At 65.2% G+C, this 20,352-nt stretch carries 16 protein-coding genes; 10 read left to right on the forward strand and 6 right to left on the reverse strand.

Annotated elements, in window-relative coordinates; translation table 11 throughout:
• Positions 1 to 138 precede the first annotated feature (138 nt).
• Both IGW04_RS00475 and IGW04_RS00480 read left to right on the forward strand, forming a co-directional pair.
• Complete coding sequence (locus IGW04_RS00475; protein WP_194711055.1) at positions 139 to 2,769, forward strand: mechanosensitive ion channel family protein; 2,631 nt, start codon at positions 139 to 141, stop codon at positions 2,767 to 2,769.
• A gap of 228 nt (positions 2,770 to 2,997) precedes the next feature.
• Positions 2,998 to 4,674, forward strand: coding sequence for a hypothetical protein (locus IGW04_RS00480; RefSeq protein ID WP_194711056.1), 1,677 nt, complete (start codon positions 2,998 to 3,000; stop codon positions 4,672 to 4,674).
• A gap of 129 nt (positions 4,675 to 4,803) precedes the next feature.
• On the opposite strand, the gene IGW04_RS00485 is transcribed toward IGW04_RS00480, so the two are convergent.
• Together IGW04_RS00485 and IGW04_RS00490 are read right to left on the reverse strand one after the other, a co-directional pair.
• A complete protein-coding gene (locus IGW04_RS00485) occupies positions 4,804 to 5,259 on the reverse strand; it encodes an HAD domain-containing protein (protein ID WP_194711057.1) in 456 nt (151 codons plus the stop codon).
• Between the two features lie 89 nt (positions 5,260 to 5,348).
• Positions 5,349 to 5,780 carry a thioredoxin family protein gene (locus IGW04_RS00490; protein WP_194711058.1) on the reverse strand — a complete coding sequence of 144 codons (432 nt, stop codon included), beginning with the start codon at positions 5,778 to 5,780 and terminating at the stop codon, positions 5,349 to 5,351.
• A 77-nt stretch (positions 5,781 to 5,857) separates the two neighbouring features.
• Here IGW04_RS00490 and tsaB point away from each other — a divergent pair, with 77 nt between their 5' ends.
• Genes tsaB through IGW04_RS00510 form a run of 4 tightly spaced genes read left to right on the forward strand, consistent with a single transcriptional unit; the run spans position 5,858 to position 8,772 of the window.
• Positions 5,858 to 6,550 carry a tRNA (adenosine(37)-N6)-threonylcarbamoyltransferase complex dimerization subunit type 1 TsaB gene (tsaB, locus tag IGW04_RS00495; protein WP_194711059.1) on the forward strand — a complete coding sequence of 231 codons (693 nt, stop codon included), beginning with the start codon at positions 5,858 to 5,860 and terminating at the stop codon, positions 6,548 to 6,550.
• Positions 6,547 to 7,017 (forward strand): ribosomal protein S18-alanine N-acetyltransferase, encoded by a 471-nt coding sequence (gene rimI / locus IGW04_RS00500; protein ID WP_228526719.1) that lies wholly within the window; start codon positions 6,547 to 6,549, stop codon positions 7,015 to 7,017. The genes tsaB and rimI overlap by 4 nt, the downstream gene beginning before the upstream one ends.
• Positions 7,014 to 7,811: a uracil-DNA glycosylase gene (locus IGW04_RS00505; RefSeq protein ID WP_194711060.1), complete on the forward strand. Its 798-nt coding sequence runs from the start codon at positions 7,014 to 7,016 to the stop codon at positions 7,809 to 7,811. Before rimI ends, IGW04_RS00505 begins: the two co-directional genes overlap by 4 nt.
• Complete coding sequence (locus IGW04_RS00510; RefSeq protein ID WP_194711061.1) at positions 7,795 to 8,772, forward strand: DUF1853 family protein; 978 nt, start codon at positions 7,795 to 7,797, stop codon at positions 8,770 to 8,772. Before IGW04_RS00505 ends, IGW04_RS00510 begins: the two co-directional genes overlap by 17 nt.
• Positions 8,773 to 8,799: 27 nt before the next feature.
• Here the strand turns inward: IGW04_RS00510 and lplT are convergent, their stop codons facing one another.
• A complete protein-coding gene (gene lplT, locus IGW04_RS00515) occupies positions 8,800 to 10,062 on the reverse strand; it encodes a lysophospholipid transporter LplT (RefSeq protein WP_194711062.1) in 1,263 nt (420 codons plus the stop codon).
• 150 nt (positions 10,063 to 10,212) lie between these two features.
• On the opposite strand from lplT, the gene alr reads away from it, so the two are divergent.
• On the forward strand, positions 10,213 to 11,298 hold the full coding sequence (alr, locus tag IGW04_RS00520) for an alanine racemase (protein WP_194711063.1): 1,086 nt from the start codon (positions 10,213 to 10,215) through the stop codon (positions 11,296 to 11,298).
• 9 nt (positions 11,299 to 11,307) lie between these two features.
• Positions 11,308 to 12,681, forward strand: a complete 1,374-nt coding sequence (gene radA / locus IGW04_RS00525) for a DNA repair protein RadA (protein ID WP_194711064.1) — start codon at positions 11,308 to 11,310, stop codon at positions 12,679 to 12,681.
• A gap of 87 nt (positions 12,682 to 12,768) precedes the next feature.
• Here radA and hpnE read toward each other — a convergent pair whose 3' ends face one another.
• From hpnE to hpnC, 3 genes are all read right to left on the reverse strand, one after another.
• Positions 12,769 to 14,106 (reverse strand): hydroxysqualene dehydroxylase HpnE, encoded by a 1,338-nt coding sequence (gene hpnE, locus IGW04_RS00530; protein ID WP_194711065.1) that lies wholly within the window; start codon positions 14,104 to 14,106, stop codon positions 12,769 to 12,771.
• Positions 14,107 to 14,136: 30 nt separating this feature from the next.
• Positions 14,137 to 14,970, reverse strand: a complete 834-nt coding sequence (gene hpnD, locus IGW04_RS00535) for a presqualene diphosphate synthase HpnD (RefSeq protein ID WP_194711066.1) — start codon at positions 14,968 to 14,970, stop codon at positions 14,137 to 14,139.
• A 133-nt stretch (positions 14,971 to 15,103) separates the two neighbouring features.
• Positions 15,104 to 15,922, reverse strand: a complete 819-nt coding sequence (gene hpnC, locus IGW04_RS00540) for a squalene synthase HpnC (RefSeq protein ID WP_194711067.1) — start codon at positions 15,920 to 15,922, stop codon at positions 15,104 to 15,106.
• A 103-nt stretch (positions 15,923 to 16,025) separates the two neighbouring features.
• On the opposite strand from hpnC, the gene IGW04_RS00545 reads away from it, so the two are divergent.
• Positions 16,026 to 17,198 (forward strand): efflux RND transporter periplasmic adaptor subunit, encoded by a 1,173-nt coding sequence (locus IGW04_RS00545; RefSeq protein WP_228526721.1) that lies wholly within the window; start codon positions 16,026 to 16,028, stop codon positions 17,196 to 17,198.
• Positions 17,195 to 20,287 (forward strand): efflux RND transporter permease subunit, encoded by a 3,093-nt coding sequence (locus IGW04_RS00550; RefSeq protein WP_194711068.1) that lies wholly within the window; start codon positions 17,195 to 17,197, stop codon positions 20,285 to 20,287. The genes IGW04_RS00545 and IGW04_RS00550 overlap by 4 nt, the downstream gene beginning before the upstream one ends.
• Positions 20,288 to 20,352 lie beyond the last annotated feature (65 nt).

A 20,352-nucleotide genomic window follows, 5' to 3' on the forward strand; every position in this document is an offset into this window, starting at 1 on the left:
GGCCGATGTTTATCGCGCTGTTCGTCCAGGCGCCTCGACCTGCCGCGAAGGCAGGAAGCCGATGCTTGATTCGTTCGGAACCCTACACTGCTGCCTGTCGATACAATGCCGGATTGATAACGTCAGGCAATTTCCTTGATGACCCCAGACCGATTTTTCTTCCTTGCAATGCATTCCATCCTGCCGCGCGATCGTCGTGCGTCCATCATTTACGGACTGCTGGCAACGCTGCTGCTTGGCCTCGTCCTGATGCTGGGGATGCGGCCCGCCATCGCGCAGGGCGCCAAGGCCGCGCCAGCTCCGGCCCCGGCCGGCGCGGCCGCTCCAGCCGCCGCGCCGGCTGCGCCACCAGCCCCGACGCCGGTCGCCCTGGCCGACGTCGCGGTCGAAGCCGAAACCGCGAGCGCGCTGGTGCGGCGCTTTGAAGCCCGCAGCCGCATGCAGGATGAGCTCGATAGCGCCAGCGAGGAATTGCCGGTGCTGGCACGCGACATGGCCGTGCGCACGCTGGAAATGCGGCGCCTGCTCACCCGCAACACCCCGCTGGAGACGATACGCAGCCTGGAAGCGGAATGGCGCTATCTGGAGAACCGCTCCTCGGCGATCACCCGTGACCTGACCCGTGCCGCCTCCCAGCTCGACCGTGACCTGGCGGAGCTGGACAAGCTCGACGCCACCTGGAGCGCCACCCGCGAGGCTGCCATTACCGGCGCCGCGCCGGCGCCGGTAATGGCGCGCGTACGCGAAATCGCAGCCGAAGTTGCGAGAACCAAGAAGACCGTGCTGGAGCGGCGGGCGCGGGTGCTGGCCCTGCAAAGCCAGTCCGCCGAAGTGGGTTCCCGGGCGGCGCAGGCGACCCAGGCGCTGACGGAGGCCAGCGAGCAGGCAGCGGCGCGCCTGTTCTATGCCGACAGCCCGCCGATCTGGCTCAGCAATCCTCTCGACGTGCATGCGCGCGAGCTGCCCGATGCCGGTACCAGCGGCATGGGAGAAACCGTCGCACTGGCAACCTATATCCGGAACAATCTGCGCAATTTTGGCATTCACGCGCTGGCATTCCTGGCGCTCGCCGGCCTGCTGTACCTGATACGCAGCAAGGTGCAGGTGCTGAGCCAGAGCGACCGCAATCTCAAGCGTACCGGCAAGATTTTCGACATGCCGATCGTCAGCGCGGTGCTGCTGAGCCTGTTGCTGGCAGCCTGGTTCTATCCCCGCGCGCCGCGGCTGTTCTGGCTCGCCGGCGGCGTATTCAGCGCCATACCGACGCTGATCTTTTCCCGCCGGGTGATCGAGCGGCATCTTTATCCGGTGCTGTATGTCGTGGTCGGCTTCTACGTGCTCGACAAGCTGCGCGGCGTCCTGACGCCGCTGCCGGTGATCTGGCGCTGGGCCATGCTGGCGGAGATCGTATTCTTCCTGCTGGCCCTGGTGCTGACCCTGCGCCGCTCCCGCCGCAAGCCGGACGGTCCGCCCTGGACCGCGACCGCGGCATGGCGCGCGGTGCGCTGGGGCGCATGGCCGGGCCTGCTGGTGTTTTCGGTGGCGCTGGCCGCCAACCTGGCGGGTTACGTGCGCCTGGCCGACCTGCTGACCGCCACCGCATTCTTCAGCGCCTTCAGCGCCGTGGTTGCACATGCGCTGACCCGCGTCGGCGAAGGCCTGCTGCATGCCTTGCTGTGCGTGCCGCCGCTGTCCTTTCTCGGCATGGTGCAGCGTCACACGCCGCTGTTGACCAGCCGCTTCAACCGATTCCTGAAATGGGTGGCCTTCATCGTGTGGCTCGGCCTGACGCTGCGCGCGCTGGGACTGCTGCCGCCCTTGCTGACCCACCTCGACGCGCTGTGGGAAGCCAAGCTCCCGCTGGGCTCGCTGGAAACCTCGGTCGGCAGCCTGGTGATCTTCATCCTCACGATCTGGGGCACCTTCCTGCTGTCGCGCCTGGCCCGCTTTATCCTGGAAGAGGAAGTGTTTCCCAACCTGTACCTGGAGCGCGGCCTGCCGTATGCGATCAACCGGGTGGTGCATTACCTGGTGCTGCTGTCAGGCTTCGTGATCGCGCTGGGAGCGATGGGCGTGGACATGACCAAGTTCACCATCCTGGCCGGCGCGTTCAGCGTGGGCATCGGTTTTGGCCTGCAGAATATCGTCAACAATTTCATTTCCGGCCTGATCGTGCTGTTCGAACGACCGATCAAGGTGGGCGACACCATCGAGATCGACGGCCAGACCGGCCGGGTGCAGCGCATCGGCATACGGGCCAGCGTCGTGCTGAGCACCTCCGGCGCGGAAGTCATCATCCCCAATGGCAAGCTGATTTCAGACAAGGTGATCAACTGGACGCTGTCGAGCGGCCGCAGGCAGATTTCGGTATCGGTGCTGCTGAAGCTGGATGCGGATGTCAGCCGGGCGCGGGAACTGGTGCTGGGCGTGGCGCGCCGCCACAAGAGCGTGCTGCAGGCGCCGCCGCCGGAAGTGCTGTTCGTACGGCGCGGCATCGACCAGCTTGAATTCGAACTGCGGGTCTGGACCGATGCGCTGGACGCCTGGATGGAGGTCAAGAGCGACATGACGGCCGAAATCAATGAGGCGCTGCGGCACAATGAAATCGTCGGCGCCGTGCCGGAAAAGCCGGCCGATGCGTCAGCCGCGCCGGTGGTGGCGGATCTGCCGCCGGGCTCGCTGGCAGAGCAGGAAGCGGCCGCGCCAGCCGGCCAGGAAGCCGGGCAAGTCTCGCCTGCCAGCCCCGGTCCGGTTCCGCCCAGGGTCTGAACTGGCTTGATTTCACGAAAGGCATGCGAAAGCATGCCTTTTTGTTCATTTGTTGCTTTATTTCCATGCAATTTGGAAAATAAAATTGTTTATCGGTAAATTTTGCGCGTAATTTTTGCTACAGACAGGAAATAATTTCTATCTGGAATGAACTTTCTGACGTTTCCTCATGTCAATATCGCCGTATTGATGTGCGGAAATCTTTGTTAAACGTTCAGAAAGACACTCATGTCCTCCTCTCTTCTTTCGCTGCCTTGCCGACGCTCCGCGCTGTCCGCTGCGGCTGTTCTGACCCTGTTTGTGTCCGCCTCGGCTTCGGCCGCAACCCTTCAGGTTGGTCCGGGCAAAACCTTTTCGACGCCGTGCCGGGCCTTCGCCGCGGCTTCCGACGGCGATACCATCGAAATCGATGCCGCAGGCAGCTATAACGGCGACGTTTGCGGCATTGGCCGCAGCTGGCTGACCATCCGCGGCGTCAATGGCCGCCCGAAGATCAATGCCAACGGCGCCAATTCGATGGGCAAGGGCATCTGGGTCGTGCAGGGCACCGGTACCGTGATTGAAAACGTCGAGATGTTTGGCGCCAGGGTGGCTGACCGCAACGGCGCCGCGCTGCGCCTGGATGGCCGCGACCTGACCCTGCGCGGCAGCTACCTGCACGATAACGAGAATGGCATCCTGACCAACAACGACGGCGTGTCCAACATCATCATCGAGAACACCGAATTCGCCAGCAACGGCTACGGCGACGGCTATTCCCATAACCTGTACATCGGGCATGTGAACAGCCTGGTGTTTCGCAACAGCTATTCGCACGATGCCAAAGTTGGCCACAACCTGAAGTCCCGCGCCAATACCAACACCATCGTCTATAGCCGCTTTTCCAGCTCGATCAATGCGCCCAGCTATGAAATCGATCTGCCGAATGCGGGCAAGGCCTATGTCATCGGCAACGTGATCCAGCAGCCGGCATGGAACAACAATCCTTCCCTGCTGGCCTTTGGCGAGGAGGGCGCGAGCAATGTCGGCCAGGAACTGTATGTGGTCAACAATACCTTCCTCAATGAAGACAGCTCGCGCGGCACCTTCATCATGGTCGGCAGCGGCGTCACCACCCCGGTACTGATGCAGAACAACCTGTTCGTCGGCACCGGCACCGCCAGCACCCAGTACAACACCGTGGACCGCACCAACCTGCGCACGCTGTCAGCCGCCTTCGTCGATCGCGCCGGCTACGACCTGCGTCCGGCCAGCGGCTCGCCGGCAATCAATGCGGGTTCCGCACCGGGCACCAGCGCCTCCGGCCTGTCCCTGACGCCAACGCTGCAGTACAAGCATGTCGCCGGCGGCGAGGCCCGCCCGGTGAACGGCGCCATCGACATCGGCGCCTATGAAGCCGCGGCAGCGACGACCACCACAACCACCACGCCAACGACCACCACCACGACTTCGCCATCGACCACGTCGACCGTGACCAACTGGATCGCGTGTGCGGCCGAGAACGGCACCTGCTCGTTCAGCGGCACCCGTCAGGTTCGCTATGGCGCCAACGGCACCTATGCCTACAAGTCGGCAACCGATTCGATCAGCTGCAGCAATGCCGTTTTCGGCGACCCGGTCTATGGCGTGGCGAAGTCCTGCAGCTACGCAGATACCACGACCAGCACGACCACCACGACAGCGCCGACCACCACCACGACCACCACGACGGCGCCAAGCACCCAGACCTGGACCCGTTGCGCAACCGAGAACGGCACCTGCAGCTTCAGCGGCACCCATCAGGTCCGTTATGGCGCCAACAATATCTACTCGTACAAGTCGGCGACCGGCGCGATTGCCTGCAGCAATTGGGAATTCGGCGATCCGGTGTATGGCGTGCAGAAGTATTGCGATTACCTGAACTAGGCCCGTGACTGCGCTGCTGCTCCGGCTGCGCGCACGAATGCCAGAAAGGCTGCCCGTAAGGTGCAGCCTTTTTTTATGCCTGGCTTTTGGGGAGCCGGGCTTTGCAGGCCTGTCACGGCATTGCGACGATCAATGGTATTGCGGCGCGCGCAGCCAGGCCTGCAGTTGCCGCAGCACGCTGAATTCGCGCAGCCCGGCCTCGGGGTCGCAGGCAATGAGTTCGGTCAGCCGTGGGGGGAAGGCGCTGGGACGGGCGTCCAGGATGCGGTAGTTCCGCAGCCGGTTGGCCTCGGCCATCGAAACGATGCCTGGCCAGCGCTCCGGACCCGGCGTGACGCCGATCAGGCGCCGGCCGAGCGGGCCGATCAGGCTCTCCAACTGCGGCTGCGGCGCCATGCCTTTCCAGTGTGAATGCACCACGATGCCGACATCCGGATGACGCATCAGCATTTCATCCAGTATCCAGGCCCACCGGAACAGCCAGGCCTGCTGGACACCGGTTTTCAGTGGCGAAAAGGGAGAGAGGCGTGATGTTGCGCTGGCCGGATGCAGCACGCCGTCGAATTCAAGAAAGAGTATGCGCATATCCTGACCCGATGAGCGAAAGTCGCACCAAGGTACTGTATGCATATACAGTTGTCAAGTCGTCTTCCGCCGGAAGCAGACGGCTGCGCTCAACTGTTGATGAAGTCGGCCAGTCTGGCGCGCAGATTGTAGTCGAGCTGCCATTGCCGGCGTTCGGCCGAGGACTGCGCCTGCGCCGCCAGCTCTTGCTCCGACAGGGCCGCCTGCGCCTGGACCAGGCGATGCGCCTGGCCGGCGTCGGGCAGGACGGTGCCGAAAAAGGCGACGGTGTCGCCGCGCTGGATCAGCAGCGTGGGAAAGTTCTCCACATCGAAGTCGCCGACGATATCGGCTTCATCCTCGATATCGATCCAGACGAATCGCTTGTCCGGATGGCGCTCGGCGAGCGCTTCGAAGGCGGGACGGTACTGGCGGCATACATCGCACCATGCCGCGCACAGGCAGGCGACGAACCAGACGTCGCCGGAAAGCGCGTCCAGCAGTTCGCTGCGATTGTCATGCTGAAGGGTCAGGCTGCTCATGGGCCGCTATTTTAGCCTACGCGTAGCCCGGCCGGCCGAGCTCCGCCCAATCGCATCGGCCACGGTAAAATAGCCGAATGCCTACGATTCTTGCCCTGGAAACCTCGACCGAGCTTGCCTCCGTCGCCCTGTATGTCAATGAACGTCTGCTTGGCCGTGAAGCCGCGCCGGTGCAGACCCATTCGCAAACCCTGCTGCCGCTGGTGCAGTCCCTGCTGTCCGAAGCCGGCATCACGCTGGCCGACTGCGACGCAATCGCCTTTGGCGCCGGCCCCGGCTCCTTCACTGGCGTGCGCACCGCCTGCGGCGCCGTGCAGGGGCTGGCATTCGGCGCCGGGCTGCCGGTGGTGCCCGTCGTCACGCTGGAGGCGATGGCCCAGGCCTGTCACGAGCGCACCGGCGCGACCGATGTGCTGTGCGTGCTCGATGCCCGGATGGCGGAGGTCTACTGGGCGCAATATCGGCATGGCGCGGACGGCTGGCATACCGTGGCCGCGCCGGCGCTGGCCAAGCCGGCCGAGGTCACGCCGCAGGGAACGGTCCTGGCCTGCGGCAACGGCCTTTCCGCCTATGCCGAGGCCTTCGCCGCAGCGAACTTCATTGCACGGGCCGAGCCCGGCATCATGCCGCACGCCGCCCAGGTGGCGACGCTGGCGGCCCGGCGCTTCCTCCGCGGCGAAACCATGGATGCGGCAAGCGCGCAGCCGCTTTATCTTCGCAACAAGGTGGCGCTGACGACCGCGGAGCGCATGGCGGGGAAGGCGGCATGAGCGCCCGGCCCGCCGGCAACGCGCTGCGCTTCTCAGCCATGCGGGTGGAAGACGTGCCGGAAGTGCTGCGCATCGAGCAGGCGGCCTATCCCTTTCCCTGGACCGGCGGCAATTTCCTCGATTCGATCCGCAGCGGCTATCTGTGCCGCGTGGGACGGGATGCGTCGGGCCGGATGGTGGGTTATTTCCTGATCATGTCCGCGCTGGACGAAGCACATCTTCTCAACATCACCGTGGACCCGCCGGTGCACGGGCGCGGCCACGGCCTGGCGCTGCTGGAGCATGCCACCGACTGCGCGAGGGAGCGCGGCATGCGTTCCATCATGCTGGAAGTCAGGCCGTCCAACCAGCGCGCGCTGGCCATCTATGAGCGCTATGGCTACGGCCGGATCGGCGTGCGGCGCAATTATTATCCGGCGCCCAACAATACCCGCGAAAACGCGATCGTCATGAGGATGCCGCTATGAATTCCCGTTCAGGCCGACGTGACCAGCTGATTGCCGAAATGGGCCTGGGTCCGGTATGGAGCAGGCGCCGCCAGGCGGCGGATGCGTCTTCAGCGCAGCAGCCCGACCTGCTGGCGCCGGTGGAAGAAACGCCATCGGTCCCTGCCGCGGCCGGGCAGGCGCCCTCCGCGATCCACCTGGAGGCCCCGCCGGCAGCGCCGCCGGCCAGCGAGGTGGCCCGGATGGATTGGGACGCGTTGCAGCAGGCTGTGGCCGGCTGCGTCAAGTGCCGTCTCTGCGAGACCCGCACGAACACCGTGTTCGGGGTGGGCGACCGGAAGGCGAAATGGATGTTCATCGGCGAAGGCCCCGGCCGCAACGAGGACCTGCAGGGCATCCCCTTCGTCGGACCGGCCGGCAAGCTGCTCGACAACATGCTGCTGGCCATGGGTCTTTCGCGCACCGAAAATGCCTATATCGCCAACGTGGTCAAGTGTCGTCCGACCGATGAGAACGGCCGCGACCGCGCGCCCGCGCCGGAAGAGGCGGGCGCCTGCATGCCGTACCTGCAGCGCCAGATCGAACTGGTGCAGCCGGTTGTGCTGGTGGCGCTCGGCAGGACCGCCGCGGTGTCGCTGCTGGATCTGCCGCCCGACAGCGCGGTGGGCAAGTTGCGCGGGCAGGTTTTCCATTACCGCGACATGCCGCTGGTGGTCACCTATCATCCGGCCTACCTGTTGCGCCGCCTGACCGAGAAAGGCAAGTCATGGGCTGACCTGTGCCTGGCGATGAGCGCCTATGCCGGCCAGCACTGACAGCGGGCAGAGCTGCCAGGAACGGTTTCATTGCCGCTGGGGGCAGCTGACCGATCCGCATGTCAGGGCGCTGGCCTGGCTGATCGACGCGCCCTCGCTGCTCGACCCCGCGGCGCCGCAATGGGCAGGGCGCATCGCCGAACTGGCGAGCGATGCCGGCGATGCGGCACGACCGTGGCTGCTGGCGCTTGACTCGGCGCCGCAGGCGCTGCACGCCCATCTCGCGCTGCATGCCCATGCCCGGCTGGGCCGCTATGCCGAACAGCTGATGACCTTCTACCTGCAGCACCTGGGCGTGCTGGCCGGGCACAACCTGCAGGTGCGCGACGCTGACAAGCGCACGCTGGGCGAGTTCGATTTCCTGGTCTGGCGCGACGAGGCGCTGCTGCACTGGGAATTCGCCACCAAGTTCTATCTGCTGCAGTCGCCGCCGGCCGGCGCAGTGCGAGAGGAACGCGCCGACTATTTCGTCGGCCCGAACCTGGCCGACAGCTTGGGCGCGAAGATGCAGAAGATATTTCAGCGGCAATTGAGCCTGTCGGACCATCCGGCCGCGCAGCCGCTGCTGCCGCAGCCTGTCAGCGCCGCCCAGGCGCTGGTCAAGGGCTGGCTGTTCTATCCCGACGGCGACTACCCGGTCTCGCCCGCGCTCGGCGTCTGCGGCCTGCATTGCCGGGGGTTCTGGTGCGGCCTCGATGCAATGCCCGAGGCGCCTGCCTATGCGGTGTTGCCGCGGCTGTCCTGGCTGGCGCCGGCCCGGCTGCCTTCGGCCGATACCATTGATCGCGGTCGGCTCGGTGAGGAACTGTCCAGGCGCTTTGCCGACGACGAGGCGATGCCGGTGCTGGTGGCCCTGCTGCGCATGGAAGACGGGATCGGACTGGAAATCTCGCGCGGCTTCATCGTTCCGGAAGGCTGGCGCGAGCGCGCCGGACAGCGGGTGCAGGCAGCGGTGGAATAAGGCGGCTTTGGCCAGCCGCCGGCTGCCTCAGTGCTTGTGTTCGCCGATCAGCGCCAGCGAGTCATGCTCGCGCTGGTTGGCCGCATGGCGCCGCATGACCATCAGCATCGTGCTGGAGACGAACAGGCCGAACAGCACGATCACGATATTCACGTTCAGGTCCAGCTTCACCATCAGCGCGTACAGCACCAGCATGGTCAGCACCGACAGGTTCTCGTTGAAGTTCTGCACCGCGATCGAATGGCCGGCACTCATCAGCACATGGCCGCGATGCTGCAGCAGCGCATTCATCGGCACCACGAAGTAGCCGGACAGCGCGCCGATGATGATCAGCAGCGGATAAGCCACCCAGACGTTGGTGACCATCGTCATCAGGATCACCACCAGCCCCATCGCCACGCCGAGCGGCATCACCGACAGGGATTTTTTCAGCGGCACGAAGCGGGCCGCGGCCACCGCGCCAAGGGCCACGCCGATCGCCACCACGCCTTGCAGGATGGCGGCGCGGTCGAGCGGCATGTGCAGGGACTTCTCGGCCCATTTCAGCACGATGAACTGCAGCGTGGCGCCGGCGCCCCAGAACAGCGTCGTCACCGCCAGCGAAATCTGGCCAAGCTTGTCTGCCCACAGCCGGTTGAAGCAGCCGGCAAAGTCCACCATCAGCTTGACGGGATTGCGCTCCTGGTGGCTGTAGCGGGCGCCGGTATCGGGAATGCGCAGGTTGAACAGGGCGGCGACGAAGTAGGAAACCACGATCACCAGCAGCGCGCCTTCCACCGGCGTGTCGATGCCCATGTCGAGATAGGGCACGTCGACTTCCATCAGCGCCGCGCCGATCTTGGGATTGACCAGCGTGCCGCCCAGCACCGTACCGAGGATGATGGATGCCACGGTCAGGCCCTCGATCCAGCCATTGGCCGCCACCAGTTTTTCCGGGGGCAGCAGTTCGGTCAGGATGCCGTACTTGGCAGGTGAATAGGCCGCTGCGCCAAAGCCGACGATCGCATAGGCAAGCAGCGGGTGGACACTCAAGAACATCATTCCGCAGCCAACGATCTTGATCAGGTTGGTGATGAACATGACCCGTCCCTTGGGCAGCGCATCGGCGAAAGCGCCGACGAAGGCTGCCAGCAGCACATAGGACAGCACGAAGAACAGCTTGAGCAGAGGCGTCATCCAGGCCGGGGAGCTGGTGCTGGCGAGCAGGGAAATCGCTGCGATCAATAAGGCATTGTCGGCGAGCGAGGAAAAGAACTGCGCTGCCATGATGGTATAAAAACCGCGATTCATCCGTTAGTGTCCGCTGGGAAAGTAGTCTGTCTCCGAGTCGCTTTATACCATGAAACTTCTGGTGCTCCAGCGAATTACGGTCGGTTGGCGGAGTACGGTCAAGTAAAATGAAAAGTTGCTTCTTCATTACTTGAAAAGGTTTGCCAGAAAATGCCCAGGCCCATTCTCGCCACGATTGATATTGCTGCAATGCAACGCAACCTTGCCATCGCGCGTGCCCACGCCGGCAGGGCCAGGGTCTGGGCGGTAGTGAAGGCCAACGGCTATGGCCATGGCCTGATGAACGCGCTGCGCGGCTTTGCCGACGCCGACGGCATGGCACTGGTGGAGCCGGATGCCGCCGTCCTGCTGCGGCAGCGTGGCTGGCGGAAACCGGTGCTGCTGCTGGAAGGCTTCTTCGATGCGGCCGACCTGGAGGCCGTGGCAGATCATGGACTGGACACCGTCGTCCACTGTGAAGACCAGTTGCGCATGCTGGAAACCGCGACCCTGCAGGGGCCGGTGAATATCCACCTGAAAGTCAACAGCGGCATGAACCGGCTGGGCTTCCGGCCGCACCAGGTTGCCTCCGTGCACGCCCGGCTGCGCGCCTTGCCCGCCGTCGGGCATATCGTCCTGGTGACCCATTTCGCCAATGCCGATGATGAGGAAAACCAGGCCCTGCCGCTGGCCGAGCAGGTGCGCCGCATGCGCGAGGCGGCGTCAGGGCTGGATGTGCCGCTGTCGCTGTGCAACTCGGCCGCCAACCTGCTGCACGGCGAGCTGGCGGAGGATTGGGTTCGGCCCGGCATCATGCTGTACGGCGGAACGCCCGGCGCGGCGCCGGCCGCCAGCTTCGGCCTGACGCCGGCCATGACCCTGTGCAGTCGCCTCATCGCGATCCAGCAGATAGCGCGGGGCGAGGCAGTGGGCTATGGCAGCCGCTACGTCGCCCAACAGGCCATGCAGATCGGCGTGGTGGCTTGCGGCTATGCGGACGGCTATCCGCGCCACGCTCCCAGCGGCACGCCTATCCTGGTCGACGGTGTGCGCTGCGCGCTGGCTGGCCGGGTGTCGATGGACATGCTGACCGTCGATCTGACCAATGTGCCGCAGGCGCGGGTCGGTTCATCCGTGACCTTGTGGGGCGAGGGATTGCCCATAGATGAGGTAGCTGATGCTGCCGGAACGATAGGCTACGAACTGATGTGCGCGGTGGCGCCGCGGGTCGCTGTCGCGGTGCGCGGCGACAACTGACGACAAGACATGGCAAAAGCGAAAACCAATTACACCTGCAGCGCATGCGGCGGCATTACCAGCAAGTGGGCCGGGCAATGTCCGGCCTGCGGCGAGTGGAACACCCTGGTCGAAACCACCATCGAGACCGGCAACAACCGCTATACCACCAGCCAGCCGCAAGGCCTGACCCAGGCCTCGCCGGTGATGAGCCTGGCCGACATCGAGGCGATCGACGTGCCGCGCTTCGGCACCGGCATCGAGGAATTCGACCGGGTGCTGGGCGGCGGCCTGGTGGCGGGCGGCGTGGTGCTGATCGGCGGCGACCCCGGCATCGGCAAGTCCACCCTGCTGCTGCAGGCGCTCGCCAACCTGTCGCGGGTCAAGCGGGTGCTGTATGTGAGCGGCGAGGAATCCGGCGCGCAGATCGCATTGCGCGCCAAGCGCCTGGCCGTCGATGCCCGCGAACTGATGCTGCAGGCGGAGATTCAACTGGAAAAGATCATTGCCACCCTGGCCGAGCAAAAGCCGCAGGTGGCGGTGATCGACTCGATCCAGACCGTCTATTCCGATGCGCTGACCTCGGCGCCCGGCTCGGTGGCGCAGGTGCGGGAGTGCGCCGCGCAGCTCACCCGGGTGGCCAAGCAGACCGGCGTGACCATCATCATGGTGGGCCATGTCACCAAGGAAGGCGCGCTGGCCGGGCCCCGGGTGCTGGAGCACATCGTGGACACGGTGCTGTATTTCGAAGGCGACACCCATTCCAGCTTCCGCTTGGTAAGGGCGATCAAGAACCGCTTTGGCGCGGTCAATGAGCTGGGCGTGTTCGCGATGGGCGACAAGGGGCTGAAGGGCGTGTCAAATCCCTCGGCCCTGTTCCTGTCGCAGCATGACAACCAGGTGCCGGGCTCCTGCGTGATGGTGACGCAGGAGGGCACCCGGCCGCTGCTGGTGGAAGTGCAGGCGCTGGTCGATGCGTCCCATCTGCCGAATGCGCGGAGGCTCTCGGTCGGCCTGGAGCATAACCGGCTGGCCATGCTGCTGGCCGTGATGCACCGGCATGCCGGCGTGGCGGCATTCGACCAGGACGTGTTCATCAACGCGGTCGGCGGGGTGAAGATCGCGGAGCCTGCCGCCGACCTGGCGGTGCTGCTGGCCATCCAGTCGTCGATGCGCAGCAAGCCGCTGCCGCGCGGGCTGGTAGTGTTTGGCGAAGTCGGGCTGGCAGGCGAGATCCGTCCCGCGCCGCGAGGGCAGGAAAGGCTGCGCGAGGCCGCCAAGCTGGGGTTTTCGCTGGCGCTGATTCCGAAGGCGAATGCGCCCAAGCAGCCGATCGAGGGCATGACCATCATCCCGGTCGAGCGGATCGACGATGCGCTGGCGCGGGTGCGTGAACACAGCTGAAACGCAACTATCGAGAAAGATCTGCAGTAAAAAGCCAGTCGGCTGCGCCGCCGCCTGCAAACCGTAGGGAAGCGCGAAGGGCCGAATTCAGGCCTGAAGGCCGTTTTCCACGCCCTGCAGCACCAGGCGCGCCGCTGCGGTGCCGCTGCGCACCGCCGATTCCAGCGTGGCCGGATAGTCGCTGGCCGTGTAGTCGCCGGCCAGCGCCAGCCCATCGATCCCGATGTCGTTCGGTGGACGCTGCAGGTCGGGCGTGCAGGCAAACGTTGCCCGCTTTTCCGAAATCACCCGGCTCCATTGCGGCGCCGCCAGCGCAGGCATGCGCAGCACTTGGGCCAGTTGCGCCGCAACCTGTGCTGCCAGCGCCTCGTTGCCCTGTTCCAGCGCGGCGCCGGAGACGCTGACCACGACCGCCAGCAGGCCGGCGTCTGCGGCGTTCAACTGGCCGCGGTCGAATACGAACTGGCCCCAGTGGCCAGCCTCGGGCGCATCCTCCAATGCCAGGAAGATGCGTGGCAGGCGGATGCTGGCGGCGTATTGAAGGTAGACAGTGGTGATGGCTTCCCAGTCGAACGCCGGCACGACGCTGGCCTGCGTCAGCCCGGCGAGCAGGGCGGCGGCCTGGGCAGGCGCGGTGGCCAGCACTACTGCATCATGCGCTTGTGCCTGATCCTGTGACTGCATTCCCAGACGCCAGCCGCTCTCGCCACGCTCAAGGCGTTCAACCCTGGCGCCGTACAAGACCCGCCCGCCATGGCGTTCGATGTGCATCGCCGCATGCTGCGGAAACAAGGCGCTCAGGTCCACCCTTGGCAATAGCATGTCGGATGCGCTGCGCCGCGCGCCCAGGCTGTCGCGCAGCACATTCAGGAAAATCCTGGCGGAGGCCCGCTCGGGCGGCGTGTTCAGCGCCGCAAGGCAAAGCGGCCGCCACATCAGCCGCACCAGGGTGTCGGTCTGGTCGTGGCGCTGCAGCAGTTCTCCCACCGTGCAGTCCTGGTTGAGTTGCCATCCCATCCAGCGGGCGGCGGTGGAAAAGCGCGCCAGCGCCATGCGGTCGGCATGACGCAGGCCGCGCGCGCGGAGGAGGGCAAGTCCGACATGCCATGGCGCCGGCAGGCGCGGCGCGATGAACGTCATGCCCGTGCCGTCCGGGTAACACATCTGCAGCGGCAGGCGCAGCAGCACCGATTTCTCTTTGACGCCGATCAGCCGCAGCAGCCGCAATGTTTCGCCATAGGCGCCGAGCAGGATGTGCTGGCCGTTGTCGAGGGCCCGGCCATGGCTGGAAATCACCCGTGCGCGGCCGCCCAGGGTACGTGACGCTTCATACAGCGTGACGCTGGCGCCCCGTGCCGCCAGTGCAACGGCGGCGGCGCAGCCGGCCCAGCCGCCGCCGACGACCGCGACCCGTGGCGCCGTCATGCCGGCCGTTCGGCGCGGCGAGACTCAGTCTCAGCCGCGCACATAGGTTTTCCACGCCAGCCACAGCTTGCGGATCGGCGTCAGGGAAATCTTGTGCTCCAGCACATGGAAGCGGTCCGCCTCGATTTCAGTCAGCAGCGTGCGGTAGATCGACGCCATGATCAGGCCCGGCCGTTGCGCCCGCCTGTCCTCCCCGGGCAGCAGCGCATACGCCTCTTCATAGGTTTTCTTCGCACGCTCGGTCTGGAAGGCCATCAGCTGTTCGAAGTTGTCGCTGTGGCGCGCATTGAGGATGTCGGCGGCGGTGACCTGGAACTGCTGCAGCTCGCTGACCGGCAGGTAGATACGGCCCTTGCGCGCATCTTCCCCGACATCGCGGATGATATTCGTGAGCTGGAAGGCCAGGCCGAGGCGCTCCGCGTATTCCAGGGTTTGCGGCCGGGTGGCGCCGAAGATGCTGGCCGACAGGATGCCGACCACGCCGGCCACATGCCAGCAATAGCGCTTGAGCGCCGGGTAGTCGAGGTAGCGGGTCTGGTTCAGGTCCATCTCCATGCCGTCGACGATGGCCAGCAGATGTTTGCCGTCGAGCGAATAGGGCACCAGGTGCGGTTCCAGCGCCTTGGTCACCGGGTGCGTCGGCGCGCCGGACAGCATGGCGCCGATTTCCTTCCTCCACCAGGCCAGCTTGGCGCGCGCCACCGATTCGTCAGTGGCTTCGTCCACCGTGTCATCGACTTCCCGGCAGAATGCGTACAACGCCGTGATCGCACGGCGCCGCTCCGCTGGCAGGAACAGAAAGCTGTAGTAGAAACTGGAGCCGCTCTGGGCGGCCTTTTGCTGGCAGTAGTCGTCTGGTGACATGAATCGGGAAGTGGATGAAGGGCGGCTGAACCGGGCAAAGCCGCTATGCTAGCCGAGAACCCGGTTTTAAGACAGGCAGGCGGTCCGGAAGGCGGCGCTGCCGGAGCGCAATCACGGCAAAGGCGACCCCGGCTCAGCCCGGCCGTCGCGCCAGGGCGCGCGCCAGCATCAGCGCCCAATCGGCCCGGCCCAGGCTGGGGCGGCGGCGGAACACATCGTAGTCGGCCTGCTCGATGCGCTCCAGGATGCGCAGCCCGCCCTGCACGATCAGGCGCAGTTCCCAGCCGATCCGTCCGCGCAGCCGCCACGCCAGCGGTGCGCCCGACAGCATCAGCGCACGTGCGCGGTCGACCTCGAAACGCATCAGTGCCCGCCAGCGGTCGTCGCTTTCCTGCCGGCCGATCTGCGCTTCCTCGACGCCGAAACGCGCCAGGTCTTCCAGCGGCAGGTAAATCCGGCCCTTGTCCCAGTCGATCGCCACGTCCTGCCAGAAGTTGATCAACTGGAGCGCGCTGCAGACGGCATCCGACTGCCGCAGACTATGCGCATCATGCACGCCATACAGATGCAGCATCAGGGCGCCGACCGGGTTGGCGGAGCGCCGGCAGTAGTCGAGCAGATCCGCATAGGTGGCATAGCGCACGGTCACAACATCCTGGCGAAAAGCGGAGAGCAGGTCGCGCATCGGCTGCAGCGGCAATGCATGGGCAGCGACCATTTGCGCCAGGCGGACAAACAGCGCCGATTCCACAGACTGCCCGGCTTCGATGCGGTCTAATTGCGTCGCATAGTCCCGCAGCGATGCCAGCCGCTGGTCAGCGCTGGCATCGCCTTCGTCGGCGATATCGTCAGCGCTCCGGGCAAATGCATAGATTGCCTCCACCGGAGGGCGCAGCCGTGCTGGCAGCAGAACGGAAGCCACCGGAAAGTTTTCATAGTGATCAACTGACATCGATTTCCTGAAATCCAAATGCCTTATAATTACTAACTCATCAGTCAGTAATCATCCGGCCGACAGGCTGCGGCGCTCATCATTGAGGCAGCCGGAGCATTTTTTGCCCCGAATAGTAAAGGAATCCACCGTGCCCAACCTCAACCATGTGCGCACCACGTCGCCACGACGCGCTGCCGGCGCCTATCTTGCCGTGGCCGGCCTGGCGTTGAGCCTGGCCTTGGCCGGCTGCTCCAAGCCGGTGGAAAAGGTGGAGGAAGTGCGGCCGGTGCGGGCGATGAAGATGGCGGCGGCCAGCACCCGCACGGTGGCGCAGTTTTCAGGCGAGATCCGGGCGCGTTACGAATCGCGGCTGGGTTTCCGGGTCGCCGGCAAGATCGTCTCGCGCAAGGTCGACGTGGGCGCCATGGTCAAGCGCGGCCAGGTGCTGATGCAGCTCGATCCGCAGGATTTGCAGCTGGCGCAGTCGCAGGCCAATGCCGCGCTGGGCGCGGCCGAGAGCAATCTCGAATTGGCCAAGGCCGAACTGGCGCGCTACAAGGACCTGCGGGAAAAGAATTTCGTCAGCCAGGCGGTGCTGGATGCGAAGGAAACCGCCTACCGCTCCGCCCGCGCCACCCGCGACCAGGCCGCGGCGGCGCTGCGCACCCAGCGCAACCAGACCGGCTACGGCAACCTGGTGGCCGATGTCGACGGCGTGGTGACTGGCATCGATGCCGAGACCGGGCAGGTCGTGTCGGCCGGCACGCCGGTGGTGCGGCTGGCGCAGCTGGGCGAGAAGGAAGTGGTCATCAGCATTCCGGAAGACCAGGTCGATGCGCTGCGCAAGGTCAGCGATGTGACGGTGCGCACCTGGGCCAATCCCGATGAGGCGCTGCCCGGCAAGCTGCGCGAGCTGTCGCCGGTGGCCGATACCGCCACCCGTACCTATACCGCCAAGATCAGCCTGCCCAAGGCGCCGGAGGATGTGCGCCTGGGTATGACCGCCTACGTCACCTTCAGCGCCGATGGTGAAAACCCGATGCTCAAGGTGCCGCTGACGGCATTGGTGCAGAACCAGGGCGCCAGCGCGGTCTGGCTGGTGGAAAACGGCACGGTCCGGCTGGCGCCGGTCCAGCTTGCCGGCGCCTCCGGCAATGACATGCTGATTGCCTCCGGACTCAATCCGGGCCAGGTCGTCGTCACCGCCGGCGTGCACCTGCTCAAGCCCGGCCAGAAAGTCACCGTGCTCGATGCCGAACCCGTAGCCCAGAACAGCACTGGGACCGCCAAATGAAGGGCGGCTTCAACCTCTCGCGCTGGGCGCTCGAACACATACCGCTGATCCGCTACCTGATGGTGGTGCTGCTTCTGGGCGGCGTGCTTAGCTACAGCAGGCTGGGCCAGGACGAGGATCCGCCATTCACCTTCCGCGCCATGGTCGTGCGTGCCTACTGGCCCGGCGCCACCTCGCTGCAGATGGCCGACCAGGTCACCGACAAGCTGGAAAAGAAGCTGCAGGAGACGCCCTATATCGACCGCATCAGCAGCTACTCGAAGCCGGGCGAGACCCTGATCATTCTGAACCTGCGCGAATCGACCCCGCCGCGCGAAGTGCAGAACGCCTGGTACCAGGTGCGCAAGAAGATCGGCGACATCCGCGGCACGCTGCCCGGCGGCGTGGTCGGCCCTTTCTTCAACGACGAGTTCGGCGACACCTTCGGCTCCATCTTCGCGCTCTCCGGCGACGGCTTCACCTATGCTGAAATCAAGGATTACGCCGACTTCGTGCGCCAACAGCTGCTGAAGGTGCCGTCGGTGTCCAAGGTCGAGCAGTACGGCGTGCAGGAAGAGAAGATCTATATCGAGTTTTCCCACAAGCGCTTCTCGCAGCTGGGCGTGCCGTTCGAGACCGTAGTGGCCCAGATCAATGCGCAGAACGCGGTCGAATCCACCGGCGTGCTGGTCACGCCGAGCGACAATCTGCAGGTCAGGGTCAGCGGCGCACTCCATTCGGTGGCCGACCTGGAAAACCTGCAGCTGCGCGCCAATGGCAGCAACTTCCGCCTCGGCGACTTCGCCACCGTGCGGCGCGGCTTCCGCGAGCCGCCGCAGGACAAGATGCGCTTCAACGGCCATGAGGTGATCGGTCTGGGCATTTCAATGGAGCGCGGCGGCAATATCATCGAGCTTGGCAAGAACCTGCAGAAGGCCACTGCCGAGATCCGCGCCAAGCTGCCGGTGGGCATCGAGCTGCAGCAGGTCACCAACCAGCCGGAAGCCGTTGCCTCCTCGGTCAATGAATTCGTCCATACCCTGATCGAGGCGGTGCTGATCGTGCTGGCGGTCAGCTTCGTCGCGCTGGGCCTGCATACCAAGCCCCTGCGGCTGGACGTGCGCCCTGGCCTGGTGGTGGCGCTGACCATACCGCTGGTGCTGGCCGTGACCTTCCTGTTCATGCGCATCCTTGGCATCGACCTGCACAAGATCTCGCTCGGCGCGCTGATCATCGCGCTGGGCCTCTTGGTGGATGACGCCATCATCGCCGTGGAGATGATGGTGCGCAAAATGGAGGAGGGCCTGTCGCGCTTCGACGCCGCCACCTTTGCCTATACCTCCACGGCGATCCCGATGCTGACCGGTACGCTGATCACCGCGGCCGGCTTCCTGCCGATCGGCCTGGCCAAGTCGGCCGCCGGCGAATACACCTTCTCGATGTTCTCGGTCAATGCGCTGGCGCTGCTGATCTCCTGGCTGGCGGCCGTGATCTTCACGCCATACATCGGCTACCTGCTGCTCAAGGTCAAGCCGGCGGCCCATGCCGACGGCCACCACGAGTTGTTCGACACGCCGTTCTACACCCGCTTCCGGCGCCTGGTGTCGCGCTGCGTCGAATGGCGCAAGACCACCATCGCCATCACGCTGGCGGTCTTCGCGCTGGGCGTGCTGGGTTTCCGTTTCATCGAGCAGCAGTTCTTCCCCGACTCGTCGCGGCCGGAACTGATGGTAGAGATGTGGCTGCCTGAAGGCGCATCCTTCGGCGCCACCGAAAACCAGGTGAAGAAGTTCGAGGCCTTCCTTGCCAAGCAGGACAGCATACGCAGCTACACCAGCTACGTCGGCACCGGCAGCCCGCGCTTCTACCTGCCGCTGGACCAGATCTTCCCGCAGACGAACGTCGCGCAACTGGTCGTGGTGCCCAAGGACCTGAAGAGCCGCGAGGCGATGCGCCAGAAGATCACCGAACTGTTCAAGACCGACTTCCCGGAAGTGCGCGGCCGCGTCCGCCTGCTGCCCAATGGCCCGCCCGTTCCCTACCCGGTGCAGTTCCGGGTCAGCGGCCTGGAAGTGGGCAAGGTGCGCGAGGTGGCCGACAAGGTCAAGGAGATCATGCGCGCCAATCCCAATACGCTGGGCGTGAACGACAACTGGAACGAGTCGGTCAAGGTGCTGCGCCTGGACCTCGACCAGGACAAGCTGCGCGCACTGGGCGTGACGACGCAGACGGTCATGCGCACCGCCAATACCATCCTGTCCGGCACCACCATCGGCCAGTTCCGCGAGGGCGACAAGCTGATCGACATCGTGATGCGCCAGCCGGTCGACGAGCGTTCCAGCATCGAGCTGCTCAATGGCACCAGCGTTCCGACCGCCAGCGGCAAGGCGGTCACCATCTCGCAGCTGGCGCGCGCCCATTTCGTCTGGGAGCCGGGCGTGGTCTGGCGCGAGGGCAGGGAATGGGCGATCACCGTGCAGGCTGACGTCGTAGAAGGCATACAGGGGCCGACGGTGTCGAACCAGATCGACCCCAAGCTGAACGAGTTGCGCGCCACGCTGCCGGCCGGTTACCAGATCAAGCTGGCCGGCGCCATCGCCGACAGCGGCAAGGCGCAGGACTCGATCGCCGCCAATGTGCCGCTGGTGATCTTCATCATCTTCACCCTGCTGATGCTGCAGCTGCACAGCTTCTCGCGCTCGCTGCTGGTATTCCTCACCGGTCCGCTGGGCGTGACCGGCGCGGCCATGGCGCTGCTGCTGCTGCAGCGGCCGTTCGGCTTCGTCGCCCAGCTCGGCGTGATCGCGCTGTTCGGCATGATCATCCGCAATTCGGTGATCCTGATCGACCAGATCGAGCAGGACATCGCCGACGGCGCCGAGCCCTGGAACGCCGTGGTGGAGTCTGCGGTGCGCCGCTTCCGGCCCATCATCCTGACCGCGGCGGCGGCCGTGCTGGCGATGATCCCGCTGTCGCGCTCTGTGTTCTGGGGGCCGATGGCGGTGGCCATCATGGGCGGCCTGATCGTGGCAACCGGCCTGACCCTGCTGTTCCTGCCGGCGCTGTACGCCACCTGGTTCAGGGTCAAGCGGCCGCAGCCGATGGCATAATGTCAAAAATCACGACGGCAGCCGGAAAAATCCAGTAAAATCCGCGCCTGAAGTTGAATGCCGGT

Origin of the sequence: Noviherbaspirillum soli (assembly GCF_015352955.1) — a bacterium.
Taxonomy (GTDB): Bacteria; Pseudomonadota; Gammaproteobacteria; order Burkholderiales; family Burkholderiaceae_D; genus Noviherbaspirillum_A; species Noviherbaspirillum_A soli.